Annotated in this window: 18 protein-coding genes and 1 tRNA gene; 12 read left to right on the top strand and 7 right to left on the bottom strand. The window is 70.0% G+C overall.

The annotated features are described in order from the left end of the window. Positions 1–2: 2 nt before the first annotated feature. The 5 genes from NT132_RS10185 (at position 3) to NT132_RS10165 (ending at position 5,955) form a co-directional block, all read left to right on the top strand. Positions 3–941, top strand: a complete 939-nt coding sequence (locus NT132_RS10185; protein ID WP_297788079.1) for an EamA family transporter — start codon at positions 3–5, stop codon at positions 939–941. A gap of 269 nt (positions 942–1,210) precedes the next feature. Next, on the top strand, positions 1,211–2,494 hold the full coding sequence (locus tag NT132_RS10180; protein WP_297788077.1) for an aspartate kinase: 1,284 nt from the start codon (positions 1,211–1,213) through the stop codon (positions 2,492–2,494). Positions 2,495–2,699: 205 nt separating this feature from the next. Next, positions 2,700–3,770, top strand: a complete 1,071-nt coding sequence (locus NT132_RS10175; protein WP_297788075.1) for an aspartate-semialdehyde dehydrogenase — start codon at positions 2,700–2,702, stop codon at positions 3,768–3,770. 108 nt (positions 3,771–3,878) lie between these two features. Next, positions 3,879–5,327: a malate dehydrogenase (quinone) gene (gene mqo, locus NT132_RS10170; protein WP_297788069.1), complete on the top strand. Its 1,449-nt coding sequence runs from the start codon at positions 3,879–3,881 to the stop codon at positions 5,325–5,327. Between the two features lie 4 nt (positions 5,328–5,331). Then, positions 5,332–5,955 (top strand): thymidine kinase, encoded by a 624-nt coding sequence (locus tag NT132_RS10165; RefSeq protein WP_297788067.1) that lies wholly within the window; start codon positions 5,332–5,334, stop codon positions 5,953–5,955. Between the two features lie 3 nt (positions 5,956–5,958). On the opposite strand, the gene NT132_RS10160 is transcribed toward NT132_RS10165, so the two are convergent. The 6 genes from NT132_RS10160 to NT132_RS10135 all read right to left on the bottom strand — a co-directional run bounded on the left by NT132_RS10160 (position 5,959) and on the right by NT132_RS10135 (position 13,974). Next, on the bottom strand, positions 5,959–6,801 hold the full coding sequence (locus NT132_RS10160; RefSeq protein ID WP_297788062.1) for a DUF1295 domain-containing protein: 843 nt from the start codon (positions 6,799–6,801) through the stop codon (positions 5,959–5,961). A 19-nt stretch (positions 6,802–6,820) separates the two neighbouring features. Continuing rightward, positions 6,821–7,588, bottom strand: coding sequence for an HAD-IIB family hydrolase (locus tag NT132_RS10155; RefSeq protein WP_297788058.1), 768 nt, complete (start codon positions 7,586–7,588; stop codon positions 6,821–6,823). Positions 7,589–7,669: 81 nt separating this feature from the next. Then, a tRNA-Pro gene (locus tag NT132_RS10150) sits at positions 7,670–7,743 on the bottom strand. A gap of 18 nt (positions 7,744–7,761) precedes the next feature. Continuing rightward, positions 7,762–10,353, bottom strand: coding sequence for a hypothetical protein (locus NT132_RS10145; RefSeq protein ID WP_297788054.1), 2,592 nt, complete (start codon positions 10,351–10,353; stop codon positions 7,762–7,764). Between the two features lie 102 nt (positions 10,354–10,455). Then, on the bottom strand, positions 10,456–11,394 hold the full coding sequence (locus NT132_RS10140; protein ID WP_297788048.1) for a metallophosphoesterase: 939 nt from the start codon (positions 11,392–11,394) through the stop codon (positions 10,456–10,458). A gap of 3 nt (positions 11,395–11,397) precedes the next feature. Further along, the gene (locus NT132_RS10135; RefSeq protein ID WP_297788046.1) at positions 11,398–13,974 is read right to left on the bottom strand and encodes a transglycosylase domain-containing protein; all 2,577 of its coding nucleotides are present in this window, start codon (positions 13,972–13,974) and stop codon (positions 11,398–11,400) included. Between the two features lie 94 nt (positions 13,975–14,068). Between NT132_RS10135 and NT132_RS10130 the strand changes: the two genes are divergently transcribed. Together NT132_RS10130 and NT132_RS10125 are read left to right on the top strand one after the other, a co-directional pair. After that, positions 14,069–14,290, top strand: coding sequence for a hypothetical protein (locus NT132_RS10130; RefSeq protein WP_297788044.1), 222 nt, complete (start codon positions 14,069–14,071; stop codon positions 14,288–14,290). Further along, positions 14,287–14,757 carry a RidA family protein gene (locus NT132_RS10125; protein WP_297788042.1) on the top strand — a complete coding sequence of 157 codons (471 nt, stop codon included), beginning with the start codon at positions 14,287–14,289 and terminating at the stop codon, positions 14,755–14,757. Before NT132_RS10130 ends, NT132_RS10125 begins: the two co-directional genes overlap by 4 nt. A gap of 198 nt (positions 14,758–14,955) precedes the next feature. Here NT132_RS10125 and acs read toward each other — a convergent pair whose 3' ends face one another. Continuing rightward, positions 14,956–16,926, bottom strand: a complete 1,971-nt coding sequence (acs, locus tag NT132_RS10120; protein WP_297788040.1) for an acetate--CoA ligase — start codon at positions 16,924–16,926, stop codon at positions 14,956–14,958. Between the two features lie 415 nt (positions 16,927–17,341). Between acs and NT132_RS10115 the strand changes: the two genes are divergently transcribed. Genes NT132_RS10115 through NT132_RS10095 form a run of 5 tightly spaced genes read left to right on the top strand, consistent with a single transcriptional unit; the run spans position 17,342 to position 20,055 of the window. Next, positions 17,342–18,259, top strand: a complete 918-nt coding sequence (locus tag NT132_RS10115; RefSeq protein ID WP_297788037.1) for an ATPase, T2SS/T4P/T4SS family — start codon at positions 17,342–17,344, stop codon at positions 18,257–18,259. After that, on the top strand, positions 18,256–19,164 hold the full coding sequence (locus NT132_RS10110) for a type II secretion system F family protein (RefSeq protein ID WP_297788035.1): 909 nt from the start codon (positions 18,256–18,258) through the stop codon (positions 19,162–19,164). Before NT132_RS10115 ends, NT132_RS10110 begins: the two co-directional genes overlap by 4 nt. Beyond that, the gene (locus NT132_RS10105; protein WP_297788031.1) at positions 19,161–19,403 is read left to right on the top strand and encodes a DUF4244 domain-containing protein; all 243 of its coding nucleotides are present in this window, start codon (positions 19,161–19,163) and stop codon (positions 19,401–19,403) included. Before NT132_RS10110 ends, NT132_RS10105 begins: the two co-directional genes overlap by 4 nt. Then, positions 19,400–19,732 carry a TadE family type IV pilus minor pilin gene (locus NT132_RS10100; RefSeq protein WP_297788029.1) on the top strand — a complete coding sequence of 111 codons (333 nt, stop codon included), beginning with the start codon at positions 19,400–19,402 and terminating at the stop codon, positions 19,730–19,732. Before NT132_RS10105 ends, NT132_RS10100 begins: the two co-directional genes overlap by 4 nt. After that, positions 19,732–20,055: an Rv3654c family TadE-like protein gene (locus tag NT132_RS10095; RefSeq protein ID WP_297788026.1), complete on the top strand. Its 324-nt coding sequence runs from the start codon at positions 19,732–19,734 to the stop codon at positions 20,053–20,055. The genes NT132_RS10100 and NT132_RS10095 overlap by 1 nt, the downstream gene beginning before the upstream one ends. The last annotated feature ends 52 nt before the right edge of the window (positions 20,056–20,107 follow it).

The raw sequence follows: 20,107 nt of genomic DNA, 5'->3' as shown, positions 1-20,107 counted from the left end.
CCGTGGCTGCCGGGGGAGCGCGCATCGGAGCGCGCGGGTGGATCCTGTACGCCGCCATGGCGGTGCTGTGGGGCGTGCCGTACCTGTTCATCAAGCAGGCCGTGGAGTCGTACTCGCCCGCATCCGTCGTCGCCGGTCGCACGCTCGTCGGCGCACTCGTGCTGCTGCCGTTCGCGCTGCGCCAGCGGGCGCTGCGGCCGGCATTCGCGAAGATCGGGTGGGTGCTCGCGTTCGGTGCGGTCGAGATGGCGGGCCCGTTCATCCTGCTGAGCCACGCGGAGCAGACCCTGCCCTCCGGTCTCACCGGCCTGCTCGTCGCGACGGTGCCGCTGTTCGCCGCGCTCATCGCCTTCGGCGGTGGGGATCGGTCGGTGTTCCGCCCGTCGCGCGCCATCGGGCTCGGCGTCGGGTTCGTCGGCGTCGCGCTCATCGTGCTCGGGCCGGGGCTGGCGGTGGACGGCGACGGCATCCTCGCGGTCCTCGAGGTGCTGCTGGTGGCAGTCCTCTACGCGACCGCGCCGTTCATCGTCGCGCGCAAGCTCCAGAACGTGCCGACTCTCGGCACCGTCACGGTGTCGCTCGCCGCGGTCGGTGTCTTCTACCTGCCGATCGGTCTGCTCACCCAGCACCGGGTGCCCACGGTGTCCAGCACCCTCGCTCTCGCCGCCCTCGGAGTGCTGTGCACAGCCGTCGCGTTCGTCGTGTTCTTCGCGCTCATCGCTCACGTCGGGCCCGCCCGTGCGCCGCTGTTCACCTACGTCAACCCGGTGGTCGCGATCCTCCTCGGGGCTCTCATCCTCGGCGAACCCCTCACCCTCGGTCTCGTGATCGGCTTCCCGCTCGTCATCCTCGGATGCTGGCTTGCCGCGACGGGCGGCATCCTGCGCCCGCGCCGTTCCGACCGCCCCGACGGTGAGCTGCTGCCCATCGCCCCCGGCTGACCCGCGCCACCCGCCCGCCCGCATCCATGTCCCTCTTTCTGCAGAACATGTCCCACTTTCTGTCGGTATGAGGGCGCCATAACGGCAGAAAGTGGGACATGGTCGAGGGGCCGGATGCGGGAGAGGCGCGGCTCCGGCCGACCCATCCCTCCCGACCCAGCGCCCGGCCGCCCTGGGGGCCGGTCACATGTCCGTGACGGCATCGACGGCTCCGTAAGATGGATCGGTGGGCGCGGCATTCGCGCGCCTGTACCCCGGGGAGTTCCACTGTGGCGTTGATCGTGCAGAAGTACGGCGGATCGTCGGTTGCCGACGCGGAGAGCATCAAGCGCGTCGCCAAGCGCATCGTCGACACCCGTCGTGCCGGCCACGACGTGGTGGTGGCCGTGAGCGCCATGGGCGACACGACCGACGAACTTCTCGACCTCGCCGGCCAGGTCGCGCCGATCCCCGCCCCGCGCGAGCTCGACATGCTGCTGTCCTCCGGGGAGCGCATCTCGATGGCGCTGCTGGCCATGGCCATCCACCCCATGGGCTTCGAGGCACGCTCGTTCACCGGCAGCCAGGCCGGCATGATCACGGATGCCACGCACGGCGCCGCACGCATCGTCGATGTCACCCCGGTTCGTCTGCGCGAAGCGCTCGACGAGGGCGCCATCGTCATCGTCGCCGGCTTCCAGGGCTTCAACCGCGACACCCGCGACATCACCACCCTCGGCCGCGGCGGATCCGACACCACGGCCGTCGCTCTCGCCGCCGCACTCGAGGCGGACGTCTGCGAGATCTACAGCGACGTCGACGGTGTTTTCACCGCCGACCCCCGCGTCGTCCCGCGCGCCCGCAAGCTCGACCGCATCTCCAGCGAGGAGATGCTGGAGCTCGCGGCGAACGGTGCGAAGGTCCTCTACATCCGCGCCGTCGAATACGCTCGGCGTCACGGCGTCCTCATCCACGCCCGCTCCACGTTCAGCTCCGCCGAGGGCACGTGGGTCGGCACCGGTCGACACCCCCACCACGTCCCCGAGGGAGAGCACATGGAAGAGCCGATCGTCGCCGGGGTCGCCACCGACCTGGGCCAGGCCAAGATCACCGTCGTCGGCGTCCCCGACGTGCCCGGTAAGGCCGCCGAGATCTTCAAGATCGTCGCCAAGTCCGGCGCGAACGTCGACATGATCGTCCAGAACGTGTCCGCCGCCGGGACCGCGCGCACCGACATCTCGTTCACACTCCCGAAGACCGATGCGACGACCGCGCTCAAAGCACTCGCGGGCGAGCAGATCGAGGTCGGCTTCGAGAGCCTGGTGCACGACGACCAGATCGGCAAGCTCTCCGTCGTCGGTGCCGGCATGCGCACCCATTCCGGGGTGTCTGCGACCCTCTTCGAAGCGCTCAGCACCACCGGCATCAACATCGAGATGATCTCGACCAGTGAGATCCGCATCTCGGTGGTGCTCCGCGCAGCGGACATTGCCGAGGCCGCCCGCGTCGTCCACACCGCCTACGGGCTCGACGGCGACGCCGACGCCACGATCTACGCCGGCACCGGACGCTGACCCGCCGTATCCGACGCTCGACTGGCGGATGGAGAAACCCGGCCGGGATGGATGTGGTGGCAGGACGCCGCCGGAACCTGGCAGGAACGCATCCGCCGCCGCACGTCACGCGGCCCGAGGTGGCCGGCGCATCGCGATAGAATCGGGCAACCCCGCGCCGATCCGTGATGGATGCGGCCTGCCCCCGCACCATCGAGGAACCGCTATGACTCGCATCTCCGATTCCGGACTCTCCGTCGCCGTCGTGGGCGCCACCGGCCAGGTCGGCACGGTCATGCGCGAGATTCTCGCCGAGCGGTCGTTCCCGATCCGCGAACTGCGCCTGTTCGGCACCGCCCGCTCCGCTGGGCGTGCCATTGAGTTCGGTGGCCAGACCGTCCTCGTCGAGGACGTCGCCACCGCCGACCCCGCCGGCATCGACATCGCCCTCTTCTCCGCCGGGGCCACCGGCAGCCGGGCGCACGCGCCCCGCTTCGCCGAGGCCGGTGCCGTGGTCATCGATAACTCCAGTGCCTGGCGCAATGACCCCGAGGTCCCGCTCGTGGTCAGCGAGGTCAACCCGCACGCGATCGACGACCGCCCCAAGGGCATCATCGCCAACCCCAACTGCACCACCATGGCCGCCATGCCGGTGCTGAAGCCGCTGGATGCCGAGGCGGGCCTCGAGCGCCTCATCGTCAGCACCTACCAGGCCGTCTCCGGCTCTGGTCTCGCCGGCGCCCAGGAACTCCTCGGCCAGGTCGAGGGCGTGCTCGCGCAGGGCGACACGCTCCGTCTCGTGCACGACGGTTCTGCGATCGACTTCCCGCAGCCGGAGAAGTACATCGCCCCTATCGCGTTCGACGTCATCCCGTTCGCCGGCAGTCTCGTCGACGACGGCGACGACGAGACCGACGAGGAGAAGAAGCTCCGCAACGAGAGCCGTAAGATCCTCGAGCTGCCCGAGCTCCGCGTCGCTGGCACCTGCGTACGCGTGCCGGTCTTCACTGGCCACTCGCTGTCCATCCACGTCGAGTTCGCTCGCGACATCACCCCCGACCGTGCCCGCAAAATCCTCGCCGCCGCGCCCGGCGTCGAGCTGGAAGAGGCACCCACCCCGCTGCAGGCCGCGGGGAAGGACCCCAGCTTCGTCGGCCGCATCCGTCGCGACCAGTCCGCGCCCGAAGGTAAGGGTCTCGTGCTGTTCATCTCCAACGACAACCTGCGCAAGGGGGCGGCGCTGAACGCGGTGCAGATCGCGGAGCTCGTCGCGGCCAAGCTCGGCGTCACCGCCTGACCGGAACCGCCCGCGCGGTTATGCCCAGCGGCAAGAAGCCCGGTTGTTTGCAGGCGCGGACCCGCTCCGCGGCGCAGGTCCTTCCTGCGTGCGAACTAAGATTGACGGGTGAGTGAAACCTACGATGTCGTTCTGATCGGCGGCGGGGTCATGAGCGCCACGCTCGGCACCTTCCTGCAGCAGCTTCAGCCGGACTGGAAGATCGCCGTCTTCGAGCGCCTCGGAGAGGTCGCCGAGGAGAGCTCGAACGCCTGGAACAACGCCGGCACCGGTCACTCGGCGCTGTGCGAGCTGAACTACATGCCGGACCCCACCGACCCGGCCAAGGCCATTGCCATCAACGAACAGTTCCAGCAGAGCCGCCAGTTCTGGACGTCGCTGGTCGAGGCGGGCGTCCTCGACGAGCCGCAGACCTTCATCAACTCCGCGCCGCACATGACGTTCGTCCGCGGTGAGAAGGATGTCGCCTACCTCAAGCACCGCTACGAGACGCTGAAGCAGCAGCCGCTGTTCGAAACGATCGAGTACTCCGAGGACTCCCGGGTCATTAACCAGTGGGCACCGCTGCTCATGGACAAGCGGCGCAAGGCCGACGAGCCCTTCGCCGCGACCCGCGTCGTCGGCGGCACCGACGTGGACTTCGGAGCGCTCACCCGCCAGCTCTTCGCCGCGCTCGACAAGAGCGGCGCGGACCTGCTGCGCGACACCGAGGTCCGGGACCTCGCCAAGCAGAAGGACGGCACCTGGCGCGTCGACTTCCGTCGCCGTATCGGCGGCGCCCCGGGCCACATCAACGCCCGCTTCGTCTTCGTCGGTGCCGGCGGCTGGGCCATCAAGCTGCTGCAGAAGGCTGGTATCCCCGAGATCAAGGGCTTCGGCGTCTTCCCTCTCGGCGGTCAATGGTTGAAGACCAGCGACCCCGCCATCGTCGCCCGCCACAAGGCGAAGGTGTACTCGCAGGCCGCGATCGGTGCGCCGCCCATGTCGGTGCCCCACCTTGACACGCGCGTCGTCAACGGCGAGGCCTCGTTGCTGTTCGGTCCGTTCGCCACGTTCAGCCCCAAGTTCCTCAAGAAGGGGAGCCCCGCGGACATCGTCGCGCAGGTGCGCCCATCGAACATCGGCAGCATGCTGAAGGTCGCCGCCACCAACGTGGACCTGGTCAAGTACCTCATCAGCGAGCTGCTGAAGTCGCACAAGCGCAAGGTCGACAGCCTCCGCGAGTTCATGCCCACCGCCGAGGCCGGGGACTGGGAGCTGCTTCAGGCCGGTCAACGCGCCCAGGTCATGAAGGGGGGCAAGCTGCAGTTCGGCACCGAGGTCGTCGCGGCCGCCGACGGCACGATCGCGGGCCTCCTGGGCGCCTCGCCCGGTGCGTCCACCGCGGTGTCGATCATGCTGGGCCTGCTGAAGGACTGCTTCCCCGAGCGGATCGAGGGCTGGGCGCCGAAGCTCACCGAACTCATTCCCAGCTACGGGACGACGCTCAACGACAAGCCCGAGCGCGCCCGCGAGGTGCTCGCTCGCACAGCGGACGCGCTGCACATCTCGGTCTGAGCCTGTGGCCAAGCTCTACTTCCGCTACGGCGCGATGAACTCGGGTAAGTCGACGTCGCTGCTGCAGGCGGCGTACAACTACGAGGAGCGGGGCCAGCACGTCCTCCTCGCGAAGCCCGAGATCGACACCAAGGGAGCCGAGCACATCTCGAGCCGCCTCGGCGTGAGCCGGGAAGTCGACTTCCTCATTCCGCCGGCTGCGGGACTGCGTGAGCTGTTCGCGCGCAACCGGCAGTCCGTCCGGGATGCGGCAGCCGACGACACGACGGACGTCGCCTGCCTTCTCATCGATGAGGCGCAGTTCCTCACCCGCGAACAGGTAGACGACCTGCTGCGGATCGTGGTGCTGGACGGCGTCCCGGTGCTCGCCTACGGGATCCGCACCGACTTCCGCACCCGGGCGTTCCCCGGCTCGGAGCGGCTGATGGAGCTCGCGCACAGTCTCGAAGAGCTCAAGACCATCTGCCGCTGCGGCCGGAAGGCGCTGTTCAACGCGCGGCTGGTGGGTGGCCGGTTCGTCTTCGACGGCGACCAGATCGCCATCGACGAGCTCAGCGCCGACACCGTCACCTACGAGTCGATGTGCGCCGACTGCTATCTGCGCGAGTCCGGCGGCCGGCTCGGCTGAGCCTCAGGCGGTGGCGTCCTGCGCTACCCGGCGCGGGGGGAGCGGCACCAGCATCGACGTGCGGCGCCGGTACTCCGCGTACGCCGGGTACTTGGCGGCGGAGATCGACTCGGTGAAGATCGTCGACCCGATGAACAGCACGGTCAGCAGCACCGCACCCACGATGGAGGCGTTCAGCACGCCGCCCCAGAGGCCCGCGCCGGATGCGGCGACCGCCCCGAGCGCGTAGATCATCCACCACTGCGCCTGCTCGAAGAAGAAGTTCGGATGCCGGCTGAAGCGGAACAGCCCTGTCGTGACGAAGCCGGGTTCCAGGTGCCCACCCGCGCGCTGTTTGGCCTGATGGAAAGCCCACTGCTGCTGGTCGGCCACGAACTCGCCCACGAGGAACGCGAGGAACAGGACGGTGAACACCGCGTCCCAGACCCCGAACGGCGTGGGATGCTGCAGTGCGACGAGCGTCGGCAGCGTGATGAGCACGAGCAGCAGGTTCTGGTAGATGACGATGAAGAACACGTTGAAGGCCTGGAACTGCCCCGGCGTCATCCGCGCGCGCAGGATCGCCCACCGGTAGTCCTCCATACCGGTGTAGCCGCCCTTGCGGGCGAAGTTGAACGTCAGCCGGGCGCCCCACAGCGTGACGAGGACAGCCATCACGATCAGGCGGGTGGCATCCACCCCGGCGGCGATGCCGACGCCGGCGAAGACCCAGACGTACGCGACCGGCACGATCGACCAGATCCGGTCGACCCAGGACGTGTCCTTCGTGATGATCGAGAGCAGCCAGCAGGCGACGCAGGTCGCGACGGCGATCGCGATCACGATGGAGAGAGCAACGAGATCCATGCTCGTCACTGTAGCGGCGCTAGCGGACAGGCAGGGTGGGGATGAGCGTGTCGAGGTAGTCGGCGGTGTCTTCCCACCCGTCGACCGCGTGGCAGGCGACGCCCAGGGCGAGCACGGGGTAGTCGTTGCCGTCCGGGTCGAGGCGGTCGCCGACGAAGAGCATGTCGTCCAGGCTCAGCCCGGTCTGCTCGGCGAGACGCTGCATGCCATAGGCCTTGTCGATCCCGCGGTGGGTGATGTCGACGCTCGTGGAGCCGCCGGATCGGACCTCGAGGTCCGGGATGCGGGCGGCGACGGCCTCACGGAGGGCATTCTTCTTCTCACCGGTGGGGTCCCAGGCGATCTTGGCGTCGAGGGGGGCCTGCTGGCCGAGGGCGGAGAAGGTGATCTGGGAGCCCCGGTCCTCGAGGATCGGCCCCCAGGTCTGCTCGGCCCAGAGGCCCAGCCGCCGCGCCTCTTCTTCGACGGCCGTGAGGGCGCGGGTCTTCTCATCGTCGGAGAGGGCATGGGCGTAGACCGTGCGGATGCCGTCCGGATCGATCCGGTAGTACTGGGTGCCGCAGGTGGGAAGCAGATGCAGATGCGACAGCAACTCCGCCGAGGCATCGGGGAGACGGTCGACGACCTGGCTGGTGAACTGGGCGAGTTGTCCACCGGAGATGATGGCGACCTCGACCCGCGCCGCGAGATCGAGCAGCAGCCGCGCCATGCGCGGATCCACCGGTTGCTTCGACGGGGCGAGTGTGTCATCCAGATCGAAGGCGACGAGCTTCGGTGAAGCGGTCATGCGGGCTCCCGTGTGCTGAAGGCGTGGGCCGATACATCCGAATATGCGAAAGGCTCCGCCCTCAGGCGGAGCCTCATCGCGTCGGGGTGACAGGATTTGAACCTGCGGCCTCTTCGTCCCGAACGAAGCGCGCTACCAAGCTGCGCCACACCCCGTGAAACAACCCTCCGAGTCTAGCCGGTTCTGGCCCCAGTGCCGAATCGAGACGGCCGCCGTGTGTCGCGGCGCGCGTCGCGACGGGTCAGCGTGGGGAGGGAACCGAGCGCCGGGTGCGGCAGGGCCGTCTCCGTGTGCGTCTGCGTGTGTGTCCGCGGTCGCGTTCCCCGCCGTCGGCGGGCCGCGGCGACGAGGATCCCGCCGATCAGGAGCGTGGTGAGGCCGCCGGCCGCGCCCAGGCGAACGACGGTCGCCGAATCCGGGCCCGTGACGGCGAGCACCTCGACCCGCGTCGTCTCGCCCGCCTCGCCGCATCCGCCTCGGTGGACGACGACCCACTCGGCGTCGGGCGTCGCGCGGTAGCGGAGTTCGGCGATCCACAGCTTGACGCCCGTCGACGCCGAACGGACGTCGGGGGAGCGATACGCCCCGGATGCGGTCACCGGGACCCCGGCGGTGCGGATCTCCAGGTTCTCGTCGGTGCACACCGGGGATGCGCCCTCTTCGACATGGAAGACGGAGAACACCAGCTCGGCGTCGACGCCCTCGCCGAGGCCCGAGACGGCCGCGTTGTCGCCGTAGGCGGATTCGACGCCGGCGTGCTCGTCGGCGGTGGTGACGACCGACGGCTGCTCGACGACGGTGGTCTCGTTCGGCTGGCCGCAGGCCCCCTGTGCGAGGAGACGCCGTTCGCCGTCGGCGGGTGTGTGCCAGAGGTACTCGATCCAGAAGTACGTGCCCGGTTCGTGCAGTCGCACCGCGGGCGAGGGGGTGTCGCCCGCGGCAGTCACGCCTACCGGGGAGGTGGTCGTGACGAGCGACTCCGGCGTGCAGGAGGCAGCCGGCTCGCCGCCCGCGGACCGGTACACCTCGAAGGTGAGCTCGGTCAGCCCGGTGACGGGGAGGGGGCCGGTGACGGTGGCGGTGTCGGTCGTCTCGCCGCCGAGCCCGACCGTGGCCTGTGCCTGCGTCGTCACGGTGGGCTGCGGGGCCTGCGTGGTTTCGCTCGGCACCCCGCAGGCGCCCTCGTGGACGAGCACGCCGTCGGCGTCGCTGGCCCGCTCGCGCCACACGTAGGTGCCGAAGTCGGGCACCACGGGCGCCGTGAACGCGGTGGAGCCGGGGGCGGTGATCCGCACCGGTGCGGCGCTCCACACCCGGTTCTCCGCGGTGCAGGCATCCGCGGCCGCGCTCTGGTCGGGGACGCGGTACACCTCCGTGGTGATGTCCAGGCCACGGGTGGGAACCGCACCCTCGACCACCACGACGTCGCTCATCGTCGCGCCGAGCGCCACCGTCGGCTCTGCTGCGGACGAGACCGCGGTCACGAGGGTCACCTGACTGACCTCGCCGAACCGTTCCACCCAGGTGTAGCCCTCGTCCAGGGTCTCCTGCGTCGCCGCGGACTGGGCGGCACGGTCGATCCGCCACACCGCGGTGTAGAAGCCCGGCCCGGGCAGCGGCCAGGGGGATTCCACCCGGTACGGCACCGTGGGTCCGCTCGCCGCATCCGTGGTCAGGGTGAGGGTGCCGACGTCCTCGGCATCGGCCGGCACGCGGTCGGCCAGCACGGGCTCTGTGGTGGTGCGGTACACCGTCGCGGTCGCGGTGATCGGCAGATACCCGCCGTCGGTGGTGCGGGCCCAGGCGCCGCGGGCGCTCGCGAAGGTCACGTCGTCGACATAGGCGCCGCCCGGGGTGTACCGCGAGACGACCTGTGTGGTCACCTGCGGGGCGAACACGGTGTCCCGCGGGGCCGAGTCGTGACCTTCGATGGGGAACTCCAGCGAGCCGCCCGGTCCGGCAGTGTCCTGCCCGCCCGGCGTGACGAAGTGGTGCACGGCGGGCAGGAGACCGGCGCGCAGCGTGCCGGACCCGCTGACCGTGTACGACGTCTCACCCGGCGGCGGCGACCCGACGATGTCGTACACCGCGCCGGTGGTCGCATCGTCGCGGCTGGCCGAACCGGTGTCGGCGAAGACCGCGTTCACGAGGCTGACGGTGCCGCGCGCGCCGGGCACGTCGGCATTCACCGTCACCGTGCCGTGCGAGGGGTCATCCGCCTGCGTCGTGAACACCAGCGATCCCGAGCCGGATGCTGCCCCCGCCGGCATCCCCATCGCCTCGGTGTAATAGGCCGCGGCGAGGTTCTGCACCGCCTGATCGTGCTCCGGCGCCAGCGCCGAGAACGTCCAGTGGATAGCGCCCTGCAGCGTGTCACCGGGGTAGCCGAAGTGGTGCAGTGTCTCGTTCCAGTTCGCGATCGCCTTCACCGCCCAGCCGACGCTCGCGGCCTGCACCGGGTCGTCGGTCTGTCCGTATGTGGACACCAGCATGTTGATCGCGGTGAGCCGCTGCGGGTCGATCCCGGCGGCATCGAACGACACGCCCCGATCCTGGCTCTCTCCCGTCGGCAGCGGCCGGCCAGGGAAGATGCAGTAGGTGTGCACGCCGCCGACGATCATCGAGCCGTGCCAGCCGTAGGCGGACGTCGGCGCCCAGGTGCCGAATCCCACGCCGGGGGATGCGGCGCGGGCGGGCTGAGTGAGCACGATGCCGCCGACGATCACGGCGGCCAGGACCAGGAGGCTGATGAGGGCACGTTTCATGCGCCCGAGCCTGCGGGAGCGGCCTCACCGGCCCACGAAATCGGGCGAACCGGTGGACAGTGGGGGCGACTGCGGGAGCTGGGGAGGAGAGGATGCGGCGGGTCAGCGCGCCGGGACGAGCAGCAGCAGCGACGCCTCCGGGCGGCAGCCGAAACGCACCGGGGCGTAGATCGAATGCCCGATGCCGGCGCTCACGTTCAGCGGCACACGTCGGCCTTCATGCTCCCAAGTGCTGAGGCCGCGGGCCTGGTCGAGCGGGATGTCGCAGTTGGCGACGAGGGCTTTCGGCGACAGCGGCACCCGGACCTGGCCGCCGTGTGTGTGCCCGGCGAACAGCACGTCTGCGCCGAGATCGGTGAACCGGTCGAGCACGCGCACATAGGGAGCGTGGGTGACGCCCACGACGAGGTCGGCGGTGCCGGCGGTGCGCTGTGCCTCGCGGAGCGGCGGGAGGGCGCCCAGGTCATCCCAGTGGCGGTGCGCATCGTCGACGCCGAACGCCTCGATCCGGAGGCCTCCCGCATCCAGGGTCGCTGCCGCATTGTCGAGGTCGTGCCAGCCGAGGTCGTCGGTGAGGAACCGGTCGAGCGCGCCGGTGTCGAGCGCGGTCTCCTCCCGGCGGATCTTCGACGGGCCCTGGAAGTAGCGGAACGGGTTGCGCGGCGACGGGGCGGACACGTCGTTCGAGCCGTGGACGTACAGCCCCGGCACTCCGGCGAAGGGGGAGAGGGCGCGCCGGATGCCGTCGAGGCCCCCGGCGTGGCCGAGGTTGTCGCCGGTGTTGACGACGAGGTCTGGCTGCAGGTCGGCGAGGGAGGCGATCCACTCCTGCTTGCCGCGCTGCCACGGCGCCATGTGGGCGTCGGAGAGGTGGAGCACCCGCAATGGCGTGGCGCCCTCGGGCAGGATCGCCAGGGTGTGCCGGCGGATCGTGTAGAGGTGACGCTCGATTCCGATGCCCCAGACGGCGGCGCCCACGCCGATCGCCCCCAGCGCACCGAGTGCACCGAGGGCGACCGTTGACGGACGTGTCGAGGTCAAGCCTCAGCAGTCCTTCTTGGCGTAGTTGATGCGCACCTGCGTGGTCGCCTTGTTGGTCATCGTCCCCGCGGCGGGATCGGTGCCGAGCGCCTTGGTGTCATTGCCGTTCAAGGTGGCATCGGGCGTGCAGGTGCCGAGTGCCACGTTCGAGAAGCCTGCGCCATTCAGCTGCGACTGTGCGCTTTGCACGGTGCCGCTGACCGCGGGGACCGTCCCGCCCTGCCCGTTGCTGGGATGCAGCGTCACGGTGGTGTCGCTGACCACCTTGCCGGCGCCGGGATCCTGGGCGGCGACGAGGTTCGTCGCCAGGTCGGAGTCCACCGGGTCGCCGACGGTGACCGTGAACCCGGCGCCCTCGAGCGTCTGCTGCGCCTGGTCGAGCGGCAGACCGACCACGCTCGGCAGGTCGACGTAGACGACCTTCGTCAGGTTGGTGTCCGGGTTCGGGAACCCGCCGCCCGGGTAGAGCTCGTTCGCGGTGCGCTGGATGTTGCGCGCGATGCCGTATCGCAGGTTCGACAGGGCCGTCCCGTTGGCGTAGTTCTTCGACAGCGCCGCGGCGCCGTTGGAGTTGCCCACCCAGACCGCCGTCGTGACAGCCGTCGACGACTCGATCATCCAGGTCTGCGACTGTTCGTGCGTACCCGTCTTACCGATCAGCTGCGTGCCGTCGCCGGGGTTCGCCTGGCTGCCGGTGCCGCCGCTGGACATGACACCCTTCAGGGCGTAGGCCGCCGTCGCCGCCACGGCCGGGTCGATGACCTGCGTGCAGGCTCGCGCCGGGACCTTCTCCGGCAGGTCGTTGCCGTCGGCATCCGTCACCCGGTCGATGGCCTGGGGCTGGCAGTAGATACCGTTGTTGGCCACGGTCGCGAAGGCGCCGGCCATGGCGATGGGGGAGACCGCATCCGAGCCGATCACCTCGTTCGCGTACTGCATCGTGATGTCCTCACCGGTGGCGAGGGTCACGCCCATCTTCTTGACATCCTTGGCGATGCCGCAGAGGTCGAGCTTCTCCGCCATGGCGAGATAGCCGGAGTTCAGCGACTGCGCCGTGAACTGCATCACGGTGCCGCGGAAACCGCCCTGGCCGTTGAAGTTGCCGATCTTCTCGTTGGCGACGTTCACCCAGTCGCCCGTACACGAGTTCTTCATCCGCTTGAAGACGCGGTTGACACCGTTGAGCGACTCGTTGACGGAGTGACCGGATTCCAGCCAATTCACGAGGGTGAAGATCTTGAACGTCGAGCCGGCGTTGAAGCCGCGGGATCCGCCGTAGGCGAGATCGCCGGCGTAGACCAGCGATGAGTAGTTCGGGTCGCCGACGGCCGCGGCACTCTCGCTGAACAAGGTGTTCTGCGTGATCGACAGGATGCGGCCGGTCGTCGTCTCGATATTCGTGCTCGCCGCACCGAAGTCCATTCCGGCGACCGAGGTCGGCGCGTACTCGGCCATGGTGCCCGCGGCGGAGTTCTGCAGGTTCACGTCGAGCGTGGTGGTGATCTTGAGGCCACCACGACGCAGCGCCACCTGGCGCTCGTCCGGGGTCGCGCCGAAGGCCGCGTCGTTCTTGATGACCGACACCACGTACTGGCAGAAGTACGGGGCGGAGCTGGCCGCGCAGCCCTGGGAGGCCGGGGTGATGTTCGGGGTGATCGGCTCGGCGACCGCGGCGTCGTGCTGCTCCTGGGTGATCTTGCCGTCGTCGAGCAGGCGGCCGAGCACGTAGGTCTGGCGCTTCTTGGTGAGGGCGTACCCGTCGTCGGCCCCGTTCGCAGCCGTGCCGTCCTCATAGGTGGTGGTGCCACCGGGGAGGTCGATGCGGTACGTGTTCGGGTTCTGCACGATGCCGGCGAGCACGGCGGCCTGCGAGAGACTCAGGTCGGTGGCGGGGACGCCGAAGTAGTAGCGCGCGGCGGCGTCGACGCCGTACGTCGTGCCGCCGAAGTTCGCGATGTTGAGGTAGCCGAGCAGGATGTCGTTCTTCGAGTACTGCTGCTCCAGCGAGATCGCGTAGCGCATCTCCTGGAGCTTGCGCTCGATACCCTCGGTGCCGCTGGACTCGGTCGCCTTGATGAAGCAGTCCTGGCGGTCCTCGTCGGTGGTGGCGTTCCACTCGCACTGCTGGATCAGGATGTTCTTGACGTACTGCTGGCTGATCGATGACCCGCCCTGGGTGCTGCCGCCGCCCTTGACGTTCGACAGCACGGCGCGCGTCGTGCCGATGAGGTCGACGCCGCCGTGCTCATAGAACCGCGGGTCCTCGCTGGAGAGGATGGCGTCGTACATGACCGGCGCGACCTGATCGAACCCGACGGGCGACCGGTTCTGGTCGTAGAACGTCGCGAGCGGCGTCGCCCCATCCGAGTAGTAGAGCGTCGTCGGCTGCATCAGCTCGTCGATCTCGAGGACGCTCGGCAGATCGTCGAACATCTTGATGGCGCTGGAGGCCGCGGCGCCGGTGACGGCGATGGCCGGAGTGACAGTGGCGGTGATCAACACGCCGGCGACGGCACTGAGACCCACAAGGCCGAGGAGGCCCGAGAGCACACCGCTGGCTGTCCGTTTCTTATCGGGCATAGGGTTGATGGTAGGCCAGGATGCTGGGGGAAGCCTCGACATCGCTCCGCGTCCGTGCGCCCGATTTTCCGCCGGACCACGCACGGGAGCCGCAATGACCACCTGGGAATACCTGACCACTCCGCTGTTGATCCACAACACCGCGGCCATTCTGAACAACTGGGGCAAGCAGGGCTGGGAGCTCGTGCAGGTCGTGACGAACCCGGAGGGCGGCCTCGTCGCCTACCTGAAGCGCCCCGTCGGCGGCGGCACCGAGAACGCGGGCCTCGGGGCTGCGGCCACCGCCGCACGCCAGTTCGAGGGCGGTGCCGCATGAGCACGGTCAGCGAACGTCTCGCCGAGCTCGGCATCGAGCTCCCCGCCGTGGTCCCGCCGGTGGCCGCCTACGTGCCCGCGAAGGTGCACGGCGACCTCGTCTACACGGCGGGTCAGCTGCCGATGGTTTCCGGTTCGCTGCCTCAGACCGGCAAGGTCGGTGACGGCCACGGTCTCGTCCCCGCCGCCGATGCGCAGGCCCTCGCCCGGCAGAGCGCGCTGAACGCCGTCGCCGCCGCCGCGGCCGCGGCCGGTGGCGTGGACCGCCTCGCCGGAGTACTGAAGGTCACCGGCTTCGTCGCCTCGGTGCCGGAGTTCACCGGTCAGCCCGGCGTCATCAACGGGGCCAGCGAGGTACTCGGCGAGATCTTCGGTGATGCCGGCCGGCACGCCCGCTCCGCCGTCGGTGTCCCGGTGCTGCCGCTCGACAGCCCCGTCGAGGTCGAGGTCGTCTTCACCCTCGCCTGATCGGCGCGGGCTGCCGCGGACCCTGCGGCCGCCGCATCCGTCTGGGCACCCGCATCCGTCCGGGTACCGGATCCCTCTGGGCGCCGCATCCGTCTCCCGCATGTCCCGCTTTCTGCAGAACATGTCCCACTTTCTGCCGTTATCGATGACTCATAACGGCAGAAAGTGGGACATGGATGCGGGTGCGCCGCGCCGCCGCTACTTCACCTGCGCGGAGATGACGCTCATCACCATCGTGTCGGCGAGCGTGGTGGTGTCTCCCACTTCACGGCCCTCGGCGACGTCGCGGAGCAGCCGCCGCATGATCTTGCCGGAGCGCGTCTTCGGCAGCTCGCCGACGATGTACACGTCGCGGGGGCGCGCGATCGGTCCGATCTGCTCGCCCACCCACCCCCGGAGCGAGCTGACGAGGCCCTCGGGGGAGTGCTGCTTGAGGTAGTTCTCCTTGATGATCACGAACGCGACGACCGCCTGCCCGGTCGTCTCGTCCGACGCACCGACGACCGCGGCCTCAGCTACCGCCTCATTTGCGACCAGGGCCGATTCGATCTCGGCGGTGGACAGCCGGTGCCCCGACACATTCATGACGTCGTCGACCCGGCCGAGCAGCCAGATGTCGCCATCCTCATCGAGGCGCGCACCGTCGCCGGCGAAGTAGTAGCCGCGGTCGGCGAACTTCTCCCAGTACGTCTCCACGAACCGTTCCGGATCGCCCCAGATGCCGCGCAGCATGCTCGGCCAGGGCTCGGTGACCACCAGCAGGCCGCCGTTGCCGTTGCCGACGTGCGTGCCGGACTCGTCCACCACATCGATCGTGATGCCGGGCTGTGGCACCTGCGCCGACCCGGGCTTGGTCTCGGTGACTCCGGGAAGGGCCGAGATCATGATGGCGCCGGTCTCGGTCTGCCACCAGGTGTCGACGATGGGGGTGCGGTCGGCGCCGATCACCGAGCGGTACCAGACCCACGCCTCGGGGTTGATGGGCTCGCCCACCGATCCGAGCACCCGGAGCGACGTGAGATCGAACTGCGCCGGCACCTGACGGCCGATCTTCATGAACGAGCGGATCGCGGTCGGCGCGGTGTAGAAGATGGTCACGCCGTACTTCTGGATGATCTCCCACCAGCGTCCCGGATGCGGGCTGTCCGGCGTCCCCTCGTACAGCACCTGCGTTGCACCGTTCGCGAGCGGCCCGTACGCGACATAGCTGTGGCCGGTGATCCAGCCCACATCCGCGGTGCACCAGTACACGTCGGATTCCGGATGCAGATCGAACACGTTCCGGTGCGTGGCGGCAACCTGCGTGAGGTAACCGCCGGAGGTGTGGAGGATGCCCTTCGGCTTCCCGGTGGTTCCGGAGGTGTAGAGGATGAACAGAGGGTTCTCGGCGGGGAAGGCCTCCGCCTCGTGTTCGGCGGATGCGGCCGGCACCGCGTCGTGCCACCAGATGTCGCGACCCTCGGTCCAGTCCACGTCGTTCCCGCCGCGCCGCACCACCAGCACGTGCTCGACGGTCTCCTGCACTCCGGAGCCGTTCCGGTCGGCCAGCGCCAGGTCGACGGCGGGCTTCAACGCCGACACCTTGCCCTTGCGGTACCCGCCGTCAGCGGTGATGACGAGCTTCGCGCCGGCATCGTCGATGCGGGAGCGCAGGCTGTCCGCGGAGAACCCGCCGAACACGACCGAGTGGATGGCGCCGAGACGGGCGACGGCGAGCATCGCGGCGATCGCCTCCGGGATCATCGGCAGATAGATGGCGACCCGGTCACCGGCGACGATGCCGAGGCCGGTGAGCACGTTGGCGAGCCGCTTCACCTCGTCGGTGAGCTCCGCGTAGGTGATCCGGCGCTCATCGCCCGGCTCGCCCTCCCACAGGAGCGCGACACGGTCGCCGTTGCCTGCGGCGACGTGACGGTCGAGGCAGTTGTACGCCACGTTGAGGGTGCCGTCGGCGAACCACTGCGCGAACGGCGGGTTGGTCCAGTCCAGCACCTGGGTGAAGGGCGTCTGCCAGTCCAGCAGCTCACGCGCCTGGCGGCCCCAGAAGGCTTCGCGGTCGGCGCCGGCCTCGGCGTAGAGCTCGCCGGACGCCACGGCGTTCTCGGCGAACTCCGCGCTCGGCGCGAAGCGCCGGGTCTCGTTCAGCAGGTGGTCGATCTGGCTGGTCATGTGCATCCTTTACAACGTCCGGGCATCGTCACCCGGAGACTGCGCGGCACGCTCCGCGCTCCGTCACTGTATCGGCGGTCCGGTGGGGCTACTACCTCCGATAGTCGGTGATCGATCCGACTGCCGCGCCGTGTTTCCGGCTCGCGACGCACGCGGAGCGACGGGGCTTTTGCGTGCCGCGGAGCGGCGCGTAAGCTCATCGTGTCCCGGCTTTCTGATCGGGACTCGTGGTGCCTCGCGTCCCCCAACTGCGAGGAACCGCGAGGGCGGCATCCCGATCCCCCATCTGGGATGCCGCCCATTTCCGTCTTCGGCGCACTCGTCCGCTCCTCCCCAGGGACTCGCCCGTGCCGCCGCGTGCACAGTTCTTCCCGGTGCCGCGACGGGTCGGATGCGGCTGCCTAGCGTGGCCGTCATGACCGAGCTGTTCGTCGCCCGACCCCGCGGGGAGACCGTTCGCGGGGGCGCGCGCCAGCCGCATCCCGCGTGGGGCCCGCTTGCCGCGTTGATCGCCGATCCGGACGTGACAGATGTGTTCGTCAACGGCGCCGCCGGGGCATTCGCCGACCGGGGGAATGGGGCACTGCCCGTCGCCGACTGGCAGGCCGACGAACGCTTCGTCCGCGACCTCGCTGTGACTCTCATCGCCCTCGGCGGACGGCATCTCGATGACGGCACACCATGCGTGGACGTCCGTGTCGGCATCCCGCGCGCGATCGACGTGGATCTCGAGGGTCTGCAGCGGCGCGGCATGTTCGACGAGGCAGGGCGGGCACGGCTCGAGCGCCTCATCCGCGACCGCACGAACGTCCTGCTCACGGGCGCCGGAGGCTCCGGGAAGACGACGCTCCTCGCCGCGCTGCTGGCCCGGGCTGATGCCACCGACCGTATCGTGACGATCGAGGACGTGGCGGAGCTGCGCATCGACCACCCGCATCACGTGCGGTTGGAGGCCCGGCAGCCGAACCTCGAGGGAGCCGGTGGCATCGGCATGGCCCGGCTGGTACGGGAGGCGCTCCGGATGCGGCCAGACCGACTCGTCGTGGGGGAGTGCCGGGGCGACGAAGTGCGCGAACTGCTGTCGGCACTGAACACGGGCCATGACGGCGGCGCGGGCACCCTGCACGCCAACAGCCTGGACGACGTCCCCGCGCGGCTCGAGGCGCTCGGCGCACTCGCCGGTCTCGACGACCGGGCGCTGGCGCGGCAGGTTGCGAGCGCCATCGGCGCCGTCGTGCACCTGGCCCGGACGCACGACGGCACCCGGCACGTCGCCGGGATCGGCCGGCCCCGCATCGTCGACGACCGGCTCACGATCGAGGAGGAGCGATGAGGAACCCGATCGCGCCGGTGCGCCGCCGTCGTCCCGCTGCGCCGGAGCGTCCGCGGGCAGAACTCGTGCTGCGGCTGGCGGTACTGCTGCAGGCGGGGCTCGCGCCGACCCCCGCCTGGCGTTACCTTGCCGCGACCGACGACGCGGACGCGAGAGCGGTGATCGACGCCATCGACACCGGCCGCGAAGACGCCCTGCCCGCCGCGATCCGTGCCCGCGGTCCCACCTGGGAGCCGCTTGCGTCCGCCTGGGCGCTCGCGATCACCGTGGGAGCCCCGCTCGCCGACACGCTGCGTGCCATGGCCGCAGCGCTCCGCGAGACCGACGACTCTCGCGACGAGGTGCGCATCGCCCTCGCCGAGCCTGCGGCGACCGCACGGCTGATGAGCTGGCTGCCGCTGGTCGCGGTGGGCCTCGGGTTCCTGCTCGGTTTCGATCCGATCGGGGTGATGCTCGCCACGCCCGTGGGTATCACCTGCGGCGTCGCGGGGATCGCCCTCATGCTCGGCGCCCGCGCCTGGACCGCGCGGCTCGTTCGTGGAGCTCAGCCGGAGGAGGGCGTCGCCGGTCTCGTCCCGGAGCTCCTTGCGATCGCGCTCACCGGAGGCGTGTCGCTCGACCGGGCGCGGACGCTCGTCGCCCAGAACGCGGGAGCGGCGGCGGATGCGGAGACCGAGCGCCTGCTGACACTGTCCCGCGACGCGGGGGTTCCCGCCGCGGAGCTGCTGCGCGCGGCCGCCGCGATGGCCCGGCACCACGCCCGCGTCGCGGGGAGGATGCGTGCCGCATCCCTCTCCTCCCGGCTCCTGCTGCCCCTCGGCGTCTGCGTGCTGCCGGCGTTCCTCGCGCTCGGCGTCGCCCCCATGCTGCTCGGCATCATCGGGTCCACCTCGCTGTCCCTATGACATCCCGACCGTGCCCGCCACACCGTGCCCCATCACCCTCTGGAGGAACTCATGAAGGACCGACCCGACGCCGCGCCCTGACCCTGTTCGCCGACGACACCGGCGCCGCGACCGCGGAGTACGCCATCGCCACGATGGCGGCCGTCGCCTTTGCCGGCATGCTCGTCATGATCATGCGCAGCGACGAGGTCCGCGGCATCCTCGAAGACCTCGTCCGTCGCGCGCTCACGGTGGCATGACCGGGCGGTGGGGCGATCGCGGCTCGGTCACGGCCGAGTTCGCGGTCGCCCTTCCCGCCGTCGTCCTCGTGATCGCACTCGGAGCTGCGGCGCTGTCCGCCGGGGCGCGGCAGGTGCGGCTCCAGGATGCGGCCGCCGACGCCGCCCGCCTCCTCGCCCGTGGCGACGACGACGGGCGCGCGCAGGCGGTGATCGGTGCGGCCGTAACCGACGCGGCGATGTCCGTCGACCACCCGGGCGACCTCGTCTGCGTCACGGCCACCGCCCCCGCAGGGCTCCCCGGGATCACCGTCCGGGTGCGTTCCTGTGCCCTGGCGGGCGGATTGTGATGGCCGGCACCGTCACCGCGATCGGCGTCATGGCCACCGCCGCACTCCTCACCGTCGGACTCGCCACGGCGGGGGCTGCGGCGGTGACCGGACAGCGGCTGGCGGCGGCCGCGGATGCGGCGGCGCTCGCCGCCGCGGATGCCGCATCCGGAGCCGTTCCCGGGGTGCCCTGCACCCGCGCCGCAGAGGTCGCCGAAGCCGGCGGTGCGTCGCTCACCGACTGCGTCGTGGACGGCCTCGTGGCCACCGTCACCGTGTCGACGAGGATGCTGCATTGGCAGGCCGAGGCGGCCGCTCGCGCGGGCCCGCCGCCGTCACCGTGAGGATCTGCTCCCAGCCGAGGGCCTCTTCCGGGTGTGTATGGTGTGCAACGAA

The organism is Microbacterium sp., assembly GCF_026393345.1.
Taxonomy (GTDB): Bacteria; Actinomycetota; Actinomycetes; order Actinomycetales; family Microbacteriaceae; genus Microbacterium.
This window is presented reverse-complemented; position numbering and strand designations above follow the sequence as displayed.

What these genes read in the sequence shown, in the direction of transcription:
- NT132_RS10175 (WP_297788075.1), top strand. Translation starts at nt 2,700, where the DNA reads ATGACTCGCATCTCCGATTCCGGACTCTCCGTCGCCGTCGTGGGCGCC.
- NT132_RS10145 (WP_297788054.1), bottom strand. Translation starts at nt 10,353, where the DNA reads ATGAAACGTGCCCTCATCAGCCTCCTGGTCCTGGCCGCCGTGATCGTC.
- NT132_RS10160 (WP_297788062.1), bottom strand. Translation starts at nt 6,801, where the DNA reads ATGGATCTCGTTGCTCTCTCCATCGTGATCGCGATCGCCGTCGCGACC.
- NT132_RS10110 (WP_297788035.1), top strand. Translation starts at nt 18,256, where the DNA reads ATGAGGAACCCGATCGCGCCGGTGCGCCGCCGTCGTCCCGCTGCGCCG.
- NT132_RS10115 (WP_297788037.1), top strand. Translation starts at nt 17,342, where the DNA reads ATGACCGAGCTGTTCGTCGCCCGACCCCGCGGGGAGACCGTTCGCGGG.
- NT132_RS10100 (WP_297788029.1), top strand. Translation starts at nt 19,400, where the DNA reads ATGACCGGGCGGTGGGGCGATCGCGGCTCGGTCACGGCCGAGTTCGCG.
- NT132_RS10155 (WP_297788058.1), bottom strand. Translation starts at nt 7,588, where the DNA reads ATGACCGCTTCACCGAAGCTCGTCGCCTTCGATCTGGATGACACACTC.
- NT132_RS10095 (WP_297788026.1), top strand. Translation starts at nt 19,732, where the DNA reads ATGGCCGGCACCGTCACCGCGATCGGCGTCATGGCCACCGCCGCACTC.
- NT132_RS10125 (WP_297788042.1), top strand. Translation starts at nt 14,287, where the DNA reads ATGAGCACGGTCAGCGAACGTCTCGCCGAGCTCGGCATCGAGCTCCCC.
- acs (WP_297788040.1), bottom strand. Translation starts at nt 16,926, where the DNA reads ATGACCAGCCAGATCGACCACCTGCTGAACGAGACCCGGCGCTTCGCG.
- NT132_RS10130 (WP_297788044.1), top strand. Translation starts at nt 14,069, where the DNA reads ATGACCACCTGGGAATACCTGACCACTCCGCTGTTGATCCACAACACC.
- NT132_RS10135 (WP_297788046.1), bottom strand. Translation starts at nt 13,974, where the DNA reads ATGCCCGATAAGAAACGGACAGCCAGCGGTGTGCTCTCGGGCCTCCTC.
- NT132_RS10105 (WP_297788031.1), top strand. Translation starts at nt 19,161, where the DNA reads ATGACATCCCGACCGTGCCCGCCACACCGTGCCCCATCACCCTCTGGA.